At 58.2% G+C, this 16701-nt stretch carries 13 protein-coding genes and 4 tRNA genes; 13 read left to right on the top strand and 4 right to left on the bottom strand.

Translation table 11 applies throughout. The features are described from left to right. The first annotated feature begins 3 nt into the window (after positions 1–3). The 12 genes from rfbA (at position 4) to ACLEXF_RS24325 (ending at position 9222) form a co-directional block, all read left to right on the top strand. Positions 4–885: a glucose-1-phosphate thymidylyltransferase RfbA gene (gene rfbA / locus ACLEXF_RS24380; protein WP_004886836.1), complete on the top strand. Its 882-nt coding sequence runs from the start codon at positions 4–6 to the stop codon at positions 883–885. After that, entirely contained in the window at positions 863–1537 is a 675-nt protein-coding gene (rffC, locus tag ACLEXF_RS24375; RefSeq protein ID WP_043521019.1) for a dTDP-4-amino-4,6-dideoxy-D-galactose acyltransferase, read from the top strand. Before rfbA ends, rffC begins: the two co-directional genes overlap by 23 nt. A gap of 4 nt (positions 1538–1541) precedes the next feature. After that, the gene (gene rffA / locus ACLEXF_RS24370) at positions 1542–2672 is read left to right on the top strand and encodes a dTDP-4-amino-4,6-dideoxygalactose transaminase (RefSeq protein WP_043521018.1); all 1131 of its coding nucleotides are present in this window, start codon (positions 1542–1544) and stop codon (positions 2670–2672) included. Position 2673: 1 nt separating this feature from the next. Beyond that, positions 2674–3924: a lipid III flippase WzxE gene (wzxE, locus tag ACLEXF_RS24365; RefSeq protein WP_004886828.1), complete on the top strand. Its 1251-nt coding sequence runs from the start codon at positions 2674–2676 to the stop codon at positions 3922–3924. Continuing rightward, positions 3921–4997 (top strand): TDP-N-acetylfucosamine:lipid II N-acetylfucosaminyltransferase, encoded by a 1077-nt coding sequence (locus tag ACLEXF_RS24360; RefSeq protein ID WP_043521017.1) that lies wholly within the window; start codon positions 3921–3923, stop codon positions 4995–4997. The genes wzxE and ACLEXF_RS24360 overlap by 4 nt, the downstream gene beginning before the upstream one ends. After that, complete coding sequence (wzyE, locus tag ACLEXF_RS24355) at positions 4994–6340, top strand: ECA oligosaccharide polymerase (protein ID WP_017899404.1); 1347 nt, start codon at positions 4994–4996, stop codon at positions 6338–6340. Before ACLEXF_RS24360 ends, wzyE begins: the two co-directional genes overlap by 4 nt. An 11-nt stretch (positions 6341–6351) precedes the next feature. Then, positions 6352–7092 (top strand): lipopolysaccharide N-acetylmannosaminouronosyltransferase, encoded by a 741-nt coding sequence (gene wecG / locus ACLEXF_RS24350; RefSeq protein WP_004886818.1) that lies wholly within the window; start codon positions 6352–6354, stop codon positions 7090–7092. Positions 7093–7297: 205 nt separating this feature from the next. Next, positions 7298–8683: a bifunctional threonine/serine APC transporter ThrP gene (gene thrP / locus ACLEXF_RS24345; protein ID WP_004886813.1), complete on the top strand. Its 1386-nt coding sequence runs from the start codon at positions 7298–7300 to the stop codon at positions 8681–8683. Positions 8684–8785: 102 nt separating this feature from the next. Then, a tRNA-Arg gene (locus tag ACLEXF_RS24340) sits at positions 8786–8862 on the top strand. A 55-nt stretch (positions 8863–8917) separates the two neighbouring features. After that, a tRNA-His gene (locus ACLEXF_RS24335) sits at positions 8918–8993 on the top strand. Positions 8994–9016: 23 nt separating this feature from the next. After that, positions 9017–9103, top strand: a tRNA-Leu gene (locus ACLEXF_RS24330). Between the two features lie 42 nt (positions 9104–9145). Beyond that, positions 9146–9222 (top strand) — tRNA-Pro (locus ACLEXF_RS24325). 461 nt (positions 9223–9683) lie between these two features. Here ACLEXF_RS24325 and hemY read toward each other — a convergent pair. From hemY to hemC, 4 genes are read right to left on the bottom strand one after another with little or no spacing between them, the layout of a single operon-like run. Further along, entirely contained in the window at positions 9684–10880 is a 1197-nt protein-coding gene (hemY, locus tag ACLEXF_RS24320) for a protoheme IX biogenesis protein HemY (RefSeq protein ID WP_004886811.1), read from the bottom strand. 3 nt (positions 10881–10883) lie between these two features. Continuing rightward, on the bottom strand, positions 10884–12074 hold the full coding sequence (gene hemX, locus ACLEXF_RS24315; RefSeq protein WP_004886808.1) for a uroporphyrinogen-III C-methyltransferase: 1191 nt from the start codon (positions 12072–12074) through the stop codon (positions 10884–10886). 21 nt (positions 12075–12095) lie between these two features. Next, positions 12096–12836 carry a uroporphyrinogen-III synthase gene (hemD, locus tag ACLEXF_RS24310; RefSeq protein ID WP_017899402.1) on the bottom strand — a complete coding sequence of 247 codons (741 nt, stop codon included), beginning with the start codon at positions 12834–12836 and terminating at the stop codon, positions 12096–12098. Further along, positions 12833–13774 (bottom strand): hydroxymethylbilane synthase, encoded by a 942-nt coding sequence (hemC, locus tag ACLEXF_RS24305; RefSeq protein WP_004886804.1) that lies wholly within the window; start codon positions 13772–13774, stop codon positions 12833–12835. Before hemC ends, hemD begins: the two co-directional genes overlap by 4 nt. Before the next feature lie 357 nt (positions 13775–14131). On the opposite strand from hemC, the gene cyaA reads away from it, so the two are divergent. Beyond that, the gene (gene cyaA, locus ACLEXF_RS24300; protein WP_025999157.1) at positions 14132–16684 is read left to right on the top strand and encodes a class I adenylate cyclase; all 2553 of its coding nucleotides are present in this window, start codon (positions 14132–14134) and stop codon (positions 16682–16684) included. Positions 16685–16701 lie beyond the last annotated feature (17 nt).

Below are 16701 nucleotides of genomic sequence, written 5' to 3'. Positions count from 1 at the left end.
ATGATGAAAGGTATTATTCTGGCGGGGGGGTCCGGAACGCGACTGCATCCTATCACCCGCGGCGTGTCGAAGCAGCTGTTGCCGATCTACGATAAGCCGATGATCTACTACCCGCTGTCGGTATTAATGCTGGCCGGGATCCGTGAGATCCTGATCATCACCACACCGGACGATCTGCGCGATTTCCAGCGCCTGCTCGGCGATGGTTCAGAGTTTGGCATTGCGCTGCACTATGCCGTACAGCCGTCGCCGGATGGTTTAGCCCAGGCGTTTATCATCGGCGAAGCCTTTCTTAACGGTGAACCGGCGTGCCTGGTGTTAGGTGACAACATCTTCTTCGGCCAGAGCTTCAGCCCCAAGCTGCGCAGCGTGGCTGCCCGCACGGAAGGGGCGACGATTTTTGGCTATCAGGTGATGGATCCTGAACGCTTTGGCGTGGTGGAGTTTGATGACAACTTCCGCGCGCTGTCGCTGGAAGAGAAGCCGAAGCAGCCGAAGTCGAACTGGGCGGTCACCGGTCTCTATTTCTACGATGGCAAGGTGGCGGAGTACGCCAAACGGGTCAAGCCATCCGAGCGCGGCGAACTGGAAATCACCTCCATCAACCAGATGTACCTTGAAGATGGCGCATTAACCGTCGAACTGCTTGGACGCGGCTTTGCGTGGCTGGATACCGGCACCCACGATAGCTTGATCGAGGCCAGCATGTTTGTGCAGACCGTCGAGAAGCGTCAGGGCTTTAAAATCGCCTGTCTGGAAGAGATCGGCTGGCGCAACGGCTGGCTGGACGACGACGGCGTCAAACGCGCGGCGAAGCGGCTGGAAAAAACCGGCTACGGCCAATATCTGCTGGATCTGCTCCGTGCCCGCCCGCGCCAGTATTGATCCCCTGGAGTGGGAGAACCGCTTCTTTGCCGTTAACAGCGCCGTCGTTCACTTTGACGAGCGTGCGCCGCTGCTGACGCCTGAGGCGCTGGCGGGGTGGTCGCGGGTGCAGGCGAAGGTAGCCGCCAGCGACACCGTCCGGCTCGACGCGCTGCAGCAGCTGGGTTTTCAGCTGGTGGAAGGCGAGGTCGATCTGGCGCTACCGGTGGGCAACCCTGCGGATGCGGGCGCCGACGTCGCCGTGGAGGCGGATATTGCGCCACTGCGCGAGCTGGCGGCGCAGGCCTTTGCCCTGAGCCGCTTTCGTGCGCCCTGGTACGCTGCCGATGCCAGCGGCCGCTTCTATGCCCAGTGGATTGAAAATGCGGTGCGCGGCACCTTCGATCATCAGTGCCTGATTTACCGCCATCCTGAGGGCGATATTCGCGCCTTTGTCTCCCTGCGCCAGCTCAATGCCACCGAGGCGCGTATCGGCCTGCTGGCCGGACGCGGCGCCGGGGCGCAGCTGATGCAGGCGGCGCGGTACTGGGCCGCTTCGCGCGGACTTTCTACACTGCGGGTGGCGACCCAGATGGGCAACACCGCCGCGCTTAAACGTTATATTCTCAGCGGTGCTAATGTGGAAAGCACCGCCTACTGGCTATACAGGTGACCTCATGATCCCATTTAACGCGCCGCCGGTGGTTGGAACCGAGCTTGATTACATGCAGTCTGCGATGAACAGCGGCAAGCTGTGCGGCGACGGCGGCTTTACGCGCCGCTGCCAGCAGTGGATGGAGCAGCGTTTTGGCACGGCAAAGGCCCTGCTAACCCCTTCCTGCACGGCTTCGCTGGAGATGGCCGCGCTGCTGCTGGATATCCAGCCGGGCGACGAAGTGATTATGCCCAGCTATACCTTTGTCTCCACCGCCAATGCTTTTGTGCTGCGCGGGGCGAAAATCGTCTTCGTCGATATCCGTCGCGATACCATGAATATCGATGAAACGTTAATCGAAGCCGCTATCACCGATAAAACCCGGGCGATCGTCCCGGTGCATTATGCCGGCGTAGCTTGCGAGATGGATATCATCATGGCCATCGCCGACAAGTACAACCTGTTCGTGGTGGAAGATGCCGCGCAGGGGGTGATGTCCACCTACAAGGGGCGTGCGCTGGGCACCATCGGCCATATCGGCTGCTTCAGCTTCCATGAAACCAAAAACTACACCGCTGGCGGTGAGGGCGGGGCGACGCTCATCAACGATCGCACGCTGGTGGAGCGCGCGGAGATCATTCGCGAAAAAGGCACCAACCGCAGCCAGTTCTTTCGTGGCCTGGTGGATAAATATACCTGGCGGGACATTGGCTCCAGCTATCTGATGTCCGACCTGCAGGCCGCCTACCTGTGGGCGCAGCTGGAAGCGGCGGAGCGCATCAACCAACAGCGCCTGGCGCTGTGGCAGAACTACTATGACGCCCTGCTGCCGCTGGCCCGCGCGGGACGTATCGAACTGCCGACGATCCCGGCCGACTGCGGGCAAAACGCGCACATGTTCTACATTAAGCTGCGCGATATCGAGGATCGCAGCAGGCTGATCGCCTGGCTGAAAGAGGCGGAGATCCTCGCGGTATTCCATTACATTCCTCTGCACAGCTGTCCGGCAGGCGAACACTTCGGCGAATTCCACGGTGAAGACCGTTATACCACCCTGGAGAGCGAGCGCCTGGTACGCCTGCCGCTGTTTTACAATCTGTCTGTGGTGAACCAGCGGACGGTGATTAACTCGCTGCTGAGCTACTTCTCCTGATATGTCGTTAGCAAAAGCTTCATTGTGGACGGCGGCATCGACGCTGGTCAAAATCGGCGCCGGGCTGTTGGTCGTCAAACTGCTGGCCGTCTCGTTTGGGCCCGCGGGCGTTGGCCAGGCCGGTAACTTCCGGCAACTGGTCACCGTGCTCGGCGTGCTGGCCGGGGCCGGGATATTTAATGGCGTCACGAAGCTGGTGGCGCAGCATCACGACGATCCCCCGCGCCTGAAGCAGGTGGTGGGCACCTCGTCGGCGATGGTGCTTGGCTTTTCCACACTGCTGGCGCTGGTGTTTTTACTGGCCGCGGCGCCGATAAGCCAGGGGTTGTTCGGCCATACTCATTATCAGAATCTGGTACGGCTGGTGGCGCTGGTACAGATGGGGATCGCCTGGGCAAACTTCCTGCTGGCGCTGATGAAAGGCTTTCGCGATGCGGCGGGTAACGCCTTCTCGCTGATTGCCGGGAGCCTGATCGGCGTGGCGGCTTACTATGCTTGCTACGTGTTGGGAGGCTATCAGGGCGCGCTGCTGGGGCTGGCGTTAGTTCCGGCGCTGGTGGTGGTTCCGGCGGGTATTATGCTCTGGCGGCGGGGTAATATCCCGCTGAGCGCCTTGCGTCCGCGCTGGGATAACGGTCTGGCGGGACAGCTATCGAAATTTACCCTGATGGCGCTGATAACCTCAGTGACCCTGCCGGTGGCTTATGTGATGATGCGTAATCTGCTGGCGGCGCATTATGGCTGGGAGGCGGTGGGTATCTGGCAGGGGGTGAGCAGCATCTCTGATGCCTATCTGCAGTTTATTACCGCCTCGTTCAGCGTCTATCTCCTGCCGACGCTGTCGCGGCTGAGCGCCAAAACGGATATCACCCGCGAGATAGTCAAGTCGCTGAAATTCGTCCTGCCGGCAGTGGCGGCGGCGAGCCTGACGGTCTGGCTGCTGCGCGATTTTGCCATCTGGCTGCTGTTTTCCGATCGCTTTACCGCGATGCGTGACCTGTTCGCCTGGCAGCTGGTGGGCGACGTTTTAAAAGTAGGCGCCTACGTCTATGGCTATCTGGTGATCGCCAAAGCGTCGCTGCGTTTTTATATTCTGACGGAAATCAGTCAGTTCACACTGCTGACCGCATTCTCACACTGGCTTATACCGGCGCACGGCGCGGTTGGCGCGGCGCAGGCGTATATGGCCACTTATATTGTTTATTTCGCCCTTTGTAGTGGCGTGTTTTTACTCTGGCGTAAACGGGCATGACAGCACTGATACATGTACTGGGATCAGATATCCCGCATCATAACCAGACCGTACTGCGGTTCTTTAACGACGAACTGGCCGCCGATCCGCAGGCCAGGAGATTTATGATCGTCGGTGATGAGGCCAGCGTGCGTGATGGGTATCCGGCGCTGGACATCACCTGTTATCCGGGGAAGAAGTCGCTGGCGCAGGCGGTGATTGCGCAAGCCAAAGCCAACCGCCAGCAGCGCTTTTTCTTCCACGGCCAGTTCAATACCGGCCTGTGGCTGGCGCTGTTGGGCGGTGGTATCCGCCCGTCGCAGTTTAACTGGCATATCTGGGGGGCGGATCTGTACGAAAACGCCACCAGCCTGAAGTTCCGTCTGTTCTATCCGCTGCGCCGCCTGGCGCAGGGGCGGGTAGGGCGCGTTTTCGCCACCCGCGGCGATCTGAGCTGGTTCGCAAACCGTCATCCGCGCGTCCCGGGCGAACTGCTCTATTTCCCGACCCGTATGGATCCGGCGCTGAATACCCTGGCCGAAAACGCGCCGCGCGGCGACACGCTGACCATTCTGGTGGGTAACTCCGGGGATCGCAGCAATGAACATATTGCCGCGATGAAGGCTATTCATCAGCAGTTTGGCGATACGGTAAACGTCATCGTGCCGATGGGCTATCCGGCGAATAACGAGGCCTATATCAATGAGGTTCGTGAGGCGGGGGCGGCGCTGTTTAGCGGTGAGCATCTGCAGATCCTCAGCGAGAAACTGGAGTTTCATGATTATCTGGCGCTGCTGCGCCGCTGCGATCTGGGCTATTTCCTGTTCGCGCGTCAGCAGGGGATCGGCACCCTGTGCTTGCTGATTCAGGCGGGCATTCCCTGCGTGCTCAACCGCGAAAACCCGTTCTGGCAGGATATGACCGAGCAGCATGTGCCGGTGCTGTTCACCAGCGATGCGCTGGACGTCAGCGTGGTGCGCGAAGCGCAGCGCCAACTGGCGAGCGTGGATAAGTCGGGTATCGCTTTCTTCCGGCCGAACTATCTGACGGGCTGGCAGCGGGCGCTACGGTTAGCGGCGGAGGGGCTGGCATGACGTTAATGCAATTTAGCGGGCTGCTGGTAGTCTGGCTGCTGTCGACGCTGTTTATCGCTACCGCCACCTGGTTTGAGTTCCGCCGGGTACGCTTCAACTTCAACGTCTTTTTCTCGTTGCTGTTTCTGCTGACTTTCTTCTTCGGTTTCCCGCTGACCAGTATTCTGGTGTTCCGCTTTGACGTCAGCGTGGCGCCGCCGGAGATTTTGCTGCAGACGCTGCTGATCGCGGTGTGCTTCTACGCGATTTACTACGTGACCTATAAAACGCGGCTGCGTCCGGCATCGCGTGAGGTTGCGCGTCGGCCGCTGTTCACCATGAACCGGGTAGAAACCCATCTGGCGTGGGGCATTTTGATGGGGCTGGCGCTGCTGTGCGTTGGCATCTTCTTCGCCCACAACGGTTTCCTGCTGTTTAAGCTCAACTCCTACAGCCAGATTTTCTCTGCTGAAGTCTCCGGCGTGGCGTTGAAGCGCTTCTTCTACTTCTTTATTCCGGCGATGCTGGTGGTCTATTTCCTGCGCCAGGATTATAAGGCGTGGATCTTCTTCCTCGTCAGCACGGTGGCCTTTGGTTTGCTGACCTACGCTATCGTCGGCGGGACGCGCGCCAATATCATCATCGCCTTCGCCATCTTCCTGTTTATCGGCATTATTCGCGGTTGGATCAGCCTGTGGATGCTGGCGGCGGCGGGCGTGCTGGGCATCGTCGGCATGTTCTGGCTGGCGCTGAAGCGCTACGGGATGAACGTCAGCGGCGACGAAGCGTTTTATACCTTCCTCTATCTCACACGCGATACCTTCTCGCCGTGGGAGAACCTGGCGCTGCTGCTGCAAAACTACGACAAGATCGATTTTCAGGGTCTGGCGCCGATGATCCGCGATTTCTACGTCTTTATCCCCAGCTGGATGTGGCACGGTCGCCCGACGATGGTGCTCAATACCGCCAACTACTTTACCTGGGAAGTATTAAACAACCATTCGGGGCTGGCGATTTCGCCGACGCTGATTGGCTCGCTGGTGGTGATGGGCGGCGTCTGGTTTGTGCCGCTGGGCGCCGTGGCGGTCGGGTTGATTATTAAATGGTTCGACTGGCTGTATGAGCTGGGCAACCGGGAGAGCAATCGCTATAAAGCGGCTATCCTGCACAGTTTCTGTTTCGGCGCTATCTTCAACATGATAGTGCTGGCGCGCGAGGGCCTGGATTCGTTCGGCTCCCGCGTGGTGTTTTTCCTCGTGATCTTTGGTATCTGCTTGCTGGCGGCGAAACTGCTGTACTGGTTCCTGGATAGCGTGGGACTGATTCATAAGCGCGTAAAACCGCTTTCGCAACCGCAAGTCTGAGAAGGATGGACATGACTGGGACCATTTCCGCGCCGTTGTACCTGTTAAGAGGGCTGCAGCTCATAGGCTGGCGCGATATGCAGCACGCTCTGGATTATTTGTATGCCGACGGCGTTCTCCGCGAGGGGACGCTGGTGGCGATTAATGCCGAGAAAATGCTGGCCGTAGAGGATAACCCGGAGGTGCGGGCGCTGATTGAGGCGGCGGAGTTTAAATATGCGGATGGCATCAGCGTGGTGCGTTCGCTGCGTAAAAAATATCCGCAAGCCCAGGTGTCCCGCGTGGCAGGGGCCGATCTCTGGGAAGCGTTAATGCAGCGCGCCGGCGCTGAAGGCACACCGGTGTTTTTGGTCGGCGGTAAACCTGAAGTCCTGGCGCAGACGGCGTCCAGCCTGCGCCAGCGCTGGCAGGTGAATATCGTCGGCACCCAGGACGGCTATTTTGCTCCTGAACAGCGCCAGGCATTATTCGAACGCATTCGCGACAGCGGGGCGAAAATCGTCACCGTCGCCATGGGGTCCCCGCGTCAGGAGATCTTTATGCGCGACTGTCGGCGTCTGTACCCGCACGCGCTGTATATGGGCGTCGGCGGCACTTACGATGTTTTCACCGGGCACGTGCATCGGGCGCCGAAGTTCTGGCAGGATCTGGGGCTGGAATGGTTCTATCGTCTGCTTTTACAGCCGAGCCGCATCAAGAGACAGTTCCGCCTACTGCGCTATTTACGTTGGCATTATTCCGGTAAGCTCTGATATTCCACTGCAACCAGGCGAGTTTGCATACATATTCTGTGTAATCTCTTCACTCGCCTGATACTTTATTTGCCATTTCCGCAAAATTAATTAACCATTCGCAGGCTTTATACGCGCGGGGGAGACCTGCGCGTCGGCAAGGCTATGAGTTCAGTTAATAACAATAACCGAGAGTACCCGGAATACGGCAAACACAAGAGGATATATGACTGAGAAAAAAGCGGAGCTCCAGCGTGGACTGGAGGCCCGGCATATTGAACTGATCGCCCTTGGTGGGACGATTGGCGTGGGGTTGTTTATGGGGGCGGCCAGTACGCTGAAGTGGGCTGGACCTTCCGTGCTGCTGGCGTACATTATCGCTGGCCTGTTCGTCTTTTTCATTATGCGCTCAATGGGCGAAATGCTGTTCCTTGAGCCCGTCACCGGCTCTTTCGCGGTGTATGCGCATCGCTATATGAGCCCCTTCTTCGGCTACCTGACCGCGTGGTCGTACTGGTTTATGTGGATGGCGGTGGGCATCTCGGAGATTACCGCCATCGGCGTCTATGTGCAGTTCTGGTTCCCGGAGATGGCGCAGTGGATACCGGCATTAATTGCCGTGGGGCTGGTGGCGCTGGCAAACCTCGCGGCGGTCCGGCTGTACGGTGAAATCGAGTTCTGGTTCGCCATGATTAAAGTGACCACCATTATTGTGATGATCGTCGTGGGCCTGGGCGTCATTTTCTTCGGCTTTGGCAACGGCGGCCACTCCATCGGTTTTGGCAACCTGACCGAACATGGCGGTTTCTTTGCCGGCGGCTGGAAGGGCTTCCTGACGGCGCTGTGTATCGTGGTTGCGTCATATCAGGGCGTGGAGCTCATCGGCATTACCGCAGGTGAAGCGAAAAATCCGCAGGTCACGTTACGCAGCGCGGTGGGCAAAGTGCTGTGGCGGATCCTGATTTTCTACGTCGGCGCGATTTTCGTTATCGTCACCATCTTCCCATGGGATCAAATCGGCTCCAACGGCAGCCCGTTCGTACTGACGTTTGCCAAAATCGGTATTACCGCTGCGGCGGGGATTATCAACTTCGTGGTGCTGACGGCGGCGCTTTCCGGCTGCAACAGCGGGATGTACAGCTGCGGACGTATGCTGTACGCCCTGGCGAAGAACCGTCAGCTGCCGGCGGCGATCGGTAAGGTATCGCGCAACGGCGTTCCTGCCGTCGGCGTGGCGCTGTCGATTCTGATCCTGCTGGTAGGCTCCTGCCTGAATTACATCATTCCTAATCCCCAGCGGGTATTTGTCTATGTCTATAGCGCCAGCGTCCTGCCGGGGATGGTGCCGTGGTTTGTGATCCTGATTAGCCAGCTGCGTTTCCGTCGCGTACATCAGGCAGCGATAGCCAGCCATCCGTTCCGTTCGCTGCTGTTTCCGTGGGCCAACTATTTCACCATGGCTTTCCTGATCTGCGTGCTGGTCGGGATGGGGCTGAATGATGAAACCCGGATGTCGCTCTTTGTCGGTATTATTTTCCTTGCTGCCGTTACCCTGATTTATAAGGTGTTTGGCCTCGGAAGACAGGGACAAATCAATAATCCGGCTGAATAAGCGTCAAAACGAACAAAGCATGAGCAAACGATAATTTTCTTTAAAAAGGCACTAGACAGCGGGGGAGGAAGTCCGTATTATCCGACCCCGCAACGGCGCTAAGCGCCCGTAGCTCAGCTGGATAGAGCGCTGCCCTCCGGAGGCAGAGGTCTCAGGTTCGAATCCTGTCGGGCGCACCATTAACCCGGTGCTGGAGCTGCGGTGGTTTTAATACCGCGTAAAAGGTTTGCAGTGGTGGCTATAGCTCAGTTGGTAGAGCCCTGGATTGTGATTCCAGTTGTCGTGGGTTCGAATCCCATTAGCCACCCCATTATTTGATAGAGTTGTGAATTTGCGAAGGTGGCGGAATTGGTAGACGCGCTAGCTTCAGGTGTTAGTGTTCTTACGGACGTGGGGGTTCAAGTCCCCCCCCTCGCACCACGACTTTAACGAATTGAACTAAAAATTCAAAAAGCAGTATTTCGGCGAGTAGCGCAGCTTGGTAGCGCAACTGGTTTGGGACCAGTGGGTCGGAGGTTCGAATCCTCTCTCGCCGACCAATTTTGAACCCCGCTTCGGCGGGGTTTTTTGTTTTCTGGTACTTCCTGCCATGACTTATTCCCCTGATCTTGCTGATAAAAAATCTTCTCTTTGCTTAAGAATACGCGTCAGGAAAACTCTCAATTCATCACTGTGGTAGATGCAATTTCCCCGGATCCTGTGCGATAATAACCGGGTAGATGCTCATTCCATCTCTTATGTTCGCCTTCGTGCCTCATAAACTCCGGAATGATGCAGAGCCGTTCTTACGGTGCTTATCGTCCACTGACAGATGTCGCATTTATGCCTCATCAAACACCATGGACATTACGTTGAGTGAAGCACCCAATTTGTTGTCAAACAGACCTGTTTTAACGCCTGCCCTGATTTCAGCGCAGGCGTTTTTTTCTTTCAGGGGATCGTCAACGCGAAGGCGGGGGAGAAGCGCTATCGCCCCGCAGGAGGCGATAGCCAGACCAGGTTATTGCTGAGGGTTATTCTGCAGCGTCAGCAGCAGGCCATCGCGGCGCATGGTGGCCGCTTCCTCCGGCTGATGCAGGCGATCCAGGGCATCGGCCAGCCAGGCGTAATCAAAGGCATCCGGACGCTGCTTAAGCGCGGCGCGGAAGGCGATGCTGGCCTCCTGCCATTCACCGTGCCGCATCAGCGACTGGCCCAGGGTGCTCCACAGCAGCGGACGGTCGCCAACGGCTTTGATCTGTTGGCGCAGTACTTTCTCCAGCTGTTCCGGGTTATTGGTCTTCAGGCGCGGGATCGGCATCACCAGACGGTCGTCATACTGTTTCTTCAGACCATCAATGATAATTTGCTGCGCGGTATCGTGATCGTCGCTCTCGATGAGGCGCTCGGCCATCGCCACCTGCAGCGGCACCAGCGCCCGCGTTTTACGGCTCTGGTTGCGCCACCATTCACGCAGCCCCTCGCTGCCGCCATCGGCCAGCGCTTTGTCCATCAGGCCAACCCACGCCAGCTGTTCCAGCGCGGCGCGGTGCTCTTCATCGCCGACGTTAGCTTTCGCCATCGACGGAATGATATCCAGCAGCGACTGCCAGGCACCGGTGCGGGTATAAGCCTGTTCGGCGAGGCGCAGCACTTCCGGATGACGCGGGGTGATCTCCAGCAGCTTATCGATGCCATGGCGCGCGGCGTGGTTTTCATTGCGCGCCAGCTGCAGGCGAACGCGGGTGATTTCCACCGGGATCAGATCATCGCCCGCGAGTTCGGTGGCGCGCTCCAGATGCTGGTTAGCCCGCGCTTCATCGCCGCGCTGCTGGGCCGCTTCCGCCGCCAGCAGATAGTTCACCACCGGCTGTTCGGCGTGATCGGCGTTTTTCGCCATCAGCTTCTCAACCTGCTGGTAATCACCTTCCGCCAGCTTAAGCAGCGCCTGCTCGGTTTGCTTACGCGCGCGACGGCGTTTACGGCCGACAAACCAGCCGCGCGTATGCGCCCCGGTGCGGAAAATGCGGCGCAGCAGCCATTCAATGGCGAACAGCACCACCATGGCGAGGATCAGGATAATCACCAGCCCGGTCACGCTGGTCTCGATATTGTAGTTATCAGTCTGGATCAGGACGTAGCCCTGATGGCCGGCGATCATCGGGCCAAGCACGATCCCGGCGATCAACAGTGCGAAGAGTAAAAGAATTTTCAGCATGCGTTACTCTCCTTGCGGCGCAGCGGGGGCGGCCGGTGCAGCAGGTGCAGACGGTGCAGGTGCGGGCGCGCCGCCCGCGGAAACGGCAGGCTGCGCCATCAGATTACGCACCCGGGTCTGCATCAGTTTTTCCAGCAACGCCTGGCTCTGCAGCGTCTCCGGCACCGTCATGGTAATGCTTTGCTGACTGAGTTTATCCACCTCTTCAAGGAAGGCTTTAGTGGTGGCGTCATCGGTATCGTAATAGGCGCGTACCCAGGTCGAGACGTTATCCAGCGACTGTTTCCAGGTCTCTTCCTGATGACGCGGCACCGCCTGCGCGGCGACCAGCAGGCGAGAGCGAATATTTTCCCGCAGATAGATATCCTGATTCGGCGCCAGCAGCGGGACCGCCGTTTCATCGCGGCGGCGCACGGTGATAAAGCTGTCCATAAAATTCTGCCAGCTTTTCTGCAGATTGATGCGCCATTCGCTGATGGAGCTGGAGAGCTCATCGCTATCAGAATCCATCGGCGAATCGTCATCGTTATTATCCGCCAGCCGCAGGTTATCGATTTGGTTCGCCAGCTGATTAACCTTGAGGATCATGCCGTCGTAGTCCACCTGGTTCACCGCGGAGAGAGTGGCGATGTCGTCGGTAATCGCCCGGCGGGCGCCGATCAGGCTCGGGTCATTCATGTCGGCGAGACTGGCGTCGGCGCTTTTCAGCAGCGCGGCGGCGGTGGTGACATCCTGATCGCTCCACAGCTTACGTCCCGCCAGCTTGACGAGGAAGTCGGCCTGGGCCAGCAGCCAGGTTTTGGCGTCGCTACCGGAAATGACCGCCACTTTTTGCTGGACTTCGTCCAGCTGTTTGGCCAGCGTCTCCTGCTGGCGTTTGGCTTCGTTTAGCTGGTCGGCCTGCTGTTTGATAATGCCTTCCAGTTCGCTTTTTTGGCTCTCCTGCGCTTTTTGCAGCGCCGCGACCTGGCTTGATAATTCAGAGGTGGTTTCGTTTTGACGCGAGGCCTGCTGTTTGTTCAGGCCATACAGACCGATACCGGCGGCTATCGCAATGGCGATAGCGATCGCGCTGAGCGCCAGGCTGGTTTTGTTGCCAGCCTTCTTCTTATCAGTGTTCTCTGGCTGTGGTGTGGTCTCCACGGCCTCCCTGGTCTCTTCAACCACGGCGGATTGATTTTGTTGTTCCGTCATTATGGCTTCCAATGTTGAGAGTTATTGTAATGCGCGTAGCAGCGCATCGTTGTCGGCGCTATCGGCAACCTGAATCTCCTGCCAGCCCAGCTCCCGGGCCTGAAGGGCCAGACGTTCGCTGACAACGACAACGCGGCAGTGCAGGAGCCACCGTTCGCGATACCATTGCGGTATTAACGACCATAGCTGCTGCAGCATCTCGCCGCTGGTGACCACCAGCGTGGTGACCCCGCGAGATTGCCAGCGCATCGCTTCTTCTGCGCCATCGTAATGCTTTGCACTACGTTGATAACATTCACAAAATGTGACCCTGGCGCCGCGCTCGGTCAGCGTCGCGCCTAAGAGTTCCCGCCCGCCATTGCCGCGTAAGATCAGCGCATTTTTCCCGGCAATGTTTTGTAATTCAGGTAATTGTAGCAAGACTTCGCTAATTTCCCGATCTAACGGGTAATGGATATGCTGCCCGCTGACCGTATGCAGGGCCAGCGCCGTCGTGCGGCCAATGGCAAAATAGCGTGGGGAAGTGGGCCAGGGCAGCCCCTGTTGCTGCAGGCGGGCATGGGCGAACTCCACCGCATGCTGGGACAGCGCAAACAGCAGATCGTCAGGCCCGAGGCGGGCAAGCGCGTCGCCCAGCGCGGGAAGCTCCCGGCCAGGCGTAAATTCTATCAGCGGAAAGCCCCAGGCCACGCGTCCCATGGCCCGCAGACGGCTGACCAGCGCTTCTCCTTGCGGTAATGGACGAGTGACCAGGATGCTCATCGTGGGGCTTCTCCATCATAAACTGCCGCGAGAATGTCGCGCGCGCCGTTATCCAGGAGCTCTTCCGCCAGCGAGATGCCGAGCGCTTCGGCCTGCTCTGCTGGCCCGCGCCGTTCGCCGCGTACCATCTGCGAACCATCCGGGGCGCCAACCAGCGCCCGCAGCCACAGTTCGCCGTTGACGAGTTCCGCATAGCTGCCAATCGGCACCTGGCAGCCGCCTTCGAGACGAGTGTTCATCGCCCGCTCGGCGCGCACGCGCACTGCCGTTTCCGTATGGTTGAGAGGCGCTAGCAGCCCCTGGGTCCATGCATCGTCGAGACGGCATTCGATGCCGACCGCACCCTGGCCGACCGCCGGCAGGGATTGCTCCGGCGACAGCGGCTGGCGAATTCTCGCCTCGAGCTGCAGGCGCTTCAGGCCGGCGGCGGCGAGGATGATGGCGTCATACTCGCCGTTATCCAGCTTACTCAGCCGGGTACCGACGTTACCGCGCAGAGAGCGGATCACCAGGTCCGGACGAGTGGCGGCCAGCTGGCACTGACGGCGTAAACTTGATGTGCCAACGACGCTGCCGGCCGGGAGTTCATCAATCGAGGCATAGTGATTGGAGACAAACGCGTCGCGCGGATCGTCGCGCTCGCAGATAGTCACCAGCCCCAGACCCTCCGGGAATTCCACCGGCACATCTTTCATCGAATGAACGGCGATATCGGCGCGCCCTTCGAGCATGGCAAGCTCTAACTCTTTCACAAATAAGCCCTTGCCACCCACCTTTGCCAGCGGAGTATCAAGGATGACATCCCCGCGAGTGACCATCGGCACCAGCTCGACCTTCAGTCCGGGATGCGCGTGTTCGAGGCGCGCTTTAACATATTGCGCCTGCCATAGCGCAAGCGGGCTTTGCCGTGTGGCAATTTTCAAAACTTTGTCTAACATGCTTGTTACCGTCATTGTCGACCACTAACCATCCTAACATTGTTGTCTTACGGATGTTAGTTTTCACGGTTTATGTGGGAGATAGCTCCGGCCCACTCTTTTTTAACCTTTCATGCGCGTGGCGGTTGCCGGAGGCGTAGTGAGGAATTTACAGGTAATAAACGGTGCTACACTTGTATGTAGCGCATCTTTCTTTACGGTCAATGAGCAAGGTGTTAAATTGATCACGTTTTAAACCATTTGTCCGTCCGCTGCTCATCACAACCACACCGACGACGAATGGTGACGGTTTTTGTTGAAATACTGAAATCCTCCGTACTATTGTACCTCGGGTTTTTGAACATCAGGCGATATGTCTTGTACCTCTATATTGAGACACTGAAACAGAGACTGGATGCCATCAACCAATTGCGCGTGGATCGCGCGCTTGCTGCCATGGGACCCGCTTTCCAGCAGGTTTACAGTCTACTGCCAACGTTATTACATTATCATCACCCGCTGATGCCGGGTTACCTTGACGGTAACGTTCCCCGTGGCATTTGCCTCTACACGCCTGATGAAACCCAACGCCACTATCTTGAAGAACTGGAACTGCATCGCGGCATGCAGACCCAGGAGCCGCCAAAAGGCGAGCTGCCGATCACCGGCGTCTACTCGATGGGTAGTACCTCCTCCGTCGGCCAGAGCTGTTCTTCCGATCTTGATATCTGGGTATGTCACCAGGCCTGGCTGGATAGCGAAGAGCGCCAGCTGCTGCAGCGAAAATGCAGCCTGCTTGAGAGCTGGGCGGCCTCGCTCGGCGTGGAAGTCAGCTTCTTCCTGATCGACGAAAACCGCTTCCGCCATAACGAAAGCGGCAGCCTCGGCGGCGAAGACTGCGGTTCGACCCAGCATATTTTACTGCTCGATGAGTTCTACCGCACCGCGGTGCGTCTCGCCGGCAAGCGTATTCTGTGGAATATGGTGCCGTGCGATGAAGAAGAGCATTACGACGATTACGTCATGGGGCTGTATGCCCAGGGCGTGCTGACGCCAAACGAGTGGCTCGATCTCGGCGGCCTTAGTTCACTGTCGGCGGAAGAGTACTTCGGCGCCAGCCTGTGGCAGCTGTATAAGAGTATCGACTCGCCCTATAAAGCGGTGCTGAAAACGCTGCTGCTGGAAGCCTACTCCTGGGAATACCCCAACAACCGCCTGCTGGCGAAAGATATCAAACAGCGCCTGCACGACGGCGAGATCGTCTCCTTCGGACTCGACCCCTACTGCATGATGCTGGAGCGCGTGACCACCTACCTCCAGGCCATTGACGATGAAACTCGTCTCGACCTGGTGCGCCGCTGCTTCTACCTGAAAGTGTGCGAAAAACTCAGCCGCGAGCGCGCCTGCGTCGGCTGGCGTCGCGAAGTCGTCAGCCAGCTGGTCAACGCGTGGGGCTGGGATGAAAAGCGTCTGATGATGCTCGACAACCGGGCGAACTGGAAAATTGATGAAGTGCGCAAGGCGCACAACGAACTGCTCGATGCGATGATGCAGAGCTATCGTAATTTGATCCGTTTCGCACGGCGCAATAACCTCAGCGTCTCCGCCAGTCCGCAGGATATCGGCGTGCTGACGCGTAAGCTGTATGCGGCCTTTGAAGCGCTGCCGGGCAAAGTGACGCTGGTGAACCCGCAAATTTCGCCGGATCTCTCGGAACCGAATCTGACCTTTATCCACGTGCCGCCGGGTCGCGCCAACCGTACCGGTTGGTATCTGTATAACCGCGCGCCGGATATGGAATCGATCATCAGCCATCAGCCGCTGGAATATAACCGTTATCTTAATAAGCTGGTGGCCTGGGCCTGGTTTAACGGCCTGCTGACCTCACGCACCCGCCTGTTTATTAAGGGCAACGGCATCGTCGATCTGGCGAAGCTGCAGGAGATGGTGGCCGATGTGTCGCACCACTTCCCGCTGCGCCTGCCGGCGCCCACGCCAAAAGCGCTATACAGCCCGTGCGAAATTCGCCACCTGGCGATTATCGTTAACCTCGAATATGACCCGACGGCGGCCTTCCGCAATCAGGTGGTGCACTTCGATTTCCGTAAGCTCGATGTTTTCAGCTTCGGCGAAGAGCAAAAATGCCTGATCGGCAGCGTCGACCTGCTGTATCGCAACTCGTGGAATGAAGTGCGTACGCTGCATTTCAACGGCGAGCAGGCGATGATTGAAGCGCTGAAAACGATCCTTGGTAAAATGCATCAGGATGCCGCGCCGCCGGATAGCGTGGAGGTCTTCTGCTATAGCCAGCATCTGCGCGGCCTGATCCGCACCCGCGTACAGCAGATGATCTCCGAGTGCATCGAACTGCGTCTCTCCAGTACCCGTCAGGATACCGGGCGCTTTAAAGCGCTGCGCGTCTCCGGCCAGACCTGGGGACTGTTCTTCGAGCGTCTTAACGTTTCGGTGCAGAAGCTGGAAAACGCCATTGAGTTCTACGGCGCTATCTCGCACAACAAGCTCCATGGCCTGTCGGTGCAGGTGGAAACCAATCACGTTAAGCTGCCGGCGGTAGTGGACGGATTCGCCAGCGAAGGGATTATCCAGTTCTTCTTTGAAGACGCGGATAACAACGACAGCGGCTTTAACATCTATATTCTCGATGAGAGCAACCGCGCTGAGGTCTATCACCACTGCGAGGGCAGCAAAGAGGAGCTGGTGCGCGACGTCAGCCGCTTCTATTCGTCATCGCACGATCGTTTTACCTACGGCTCCAGTTTTATCAACTTCAACCTGCCGCAGTTCTATCAGATTGTCGAGGTGGACGGGCGCACCCAGGTGATCCCTTTCCGCACCCAGGCGATTGCCGCCGCGATACCCACCAGCCAGGACGTTACCGCCTCGCCGGTGCTGCAGCAGCGCTACTCGTAGATTTGGCCCGGAAAAGG

The sequence above is a fragment of the Klebsiella pneumoniae complex sp. WS1778 genome, from assembly GCF_049472055.1.
Lineage (GTDB): Bacteria > Pseudomonadota > Gammaproteobacteria > Enterobacterales > Enterobacteriaceae > Klebsiella > Klebsiella quasipneumoniae.
Note: the sequence above shows the minus strand (reverse complement) of the source record. Positions and strands in the feature narration are given on the sequence as shown.

Coding starts and splice junctions, on each gene's coding strand:
- rfbA (WP_004886836.1), top strand. CDS start 4: ATGAAAGGTATTATTCTGGCGGGGGGGTCCGGAACGCGACTGCATCCT.
- rffA (WP_043521018.1), top strand. CDS start 1,542: ATGATCCCATTTAACGCGCCGCCGGTGGTTGGAACCGAGCTTGATTAC.
- wzxE (WP_004886828.1), top strand. CDS start 2,674: ATGTCGTTAGCAAAAGCTTCATTGTGGACGGCGGCATCGACGCTGGTC.
- ACLEXF_RS24360 (WP_043521017.1), top strand. CDS start 3,921: ATGACAGCACTGATACATGTACTGGGATCAGATATCCCGCATCATAAC.
- wzyE (WP_017899404.1), top strand. CDS start 4,994: ATGACGTTAATGCAATTTAGCGGGCTGCTGGTAGTCTGGCTGCTGTCG.
- wecG (WP_004886818.1), top strand. CDS start 6,352: ATGACTGGGACCATTTCCGCGCCGTTGTACCTGTTAAGAGGGCTGCAG.
- thrP (WP_004886813.1), top strand. CDS start 7,298: ATGACTGAGAAAAAAGCGGAGCTCCAGCGTGGACTGGAGGCCCGGCAT.
- hemY (WP_004886811.1), bottom strand. CDS start 10,880: ATGCTGAAAATTCTTTTACTCTTCGCACTGTTGATCGCCGGGATCGTG.
- hemX (WP_004886808.1), bottom strand. CDS start 12,074: ATGACGGAACAACAAAATCAATCCGCCGTGGTTGAAGAGACCAGGGAG.
- hemD (WP_017899402.1), bottom strand. CDS start 12,836: ATGAGCATCCTGGTCACTCGTCCATTACCGCAAGGAGAAGCGCTGGTC.
- hemC (WP_004886804.1), bottom strand. CDS start 13,774: ATGTTAGACAAAGTTTTGAAAATTGCCACACGGCAAAGCCCGCTTGCG.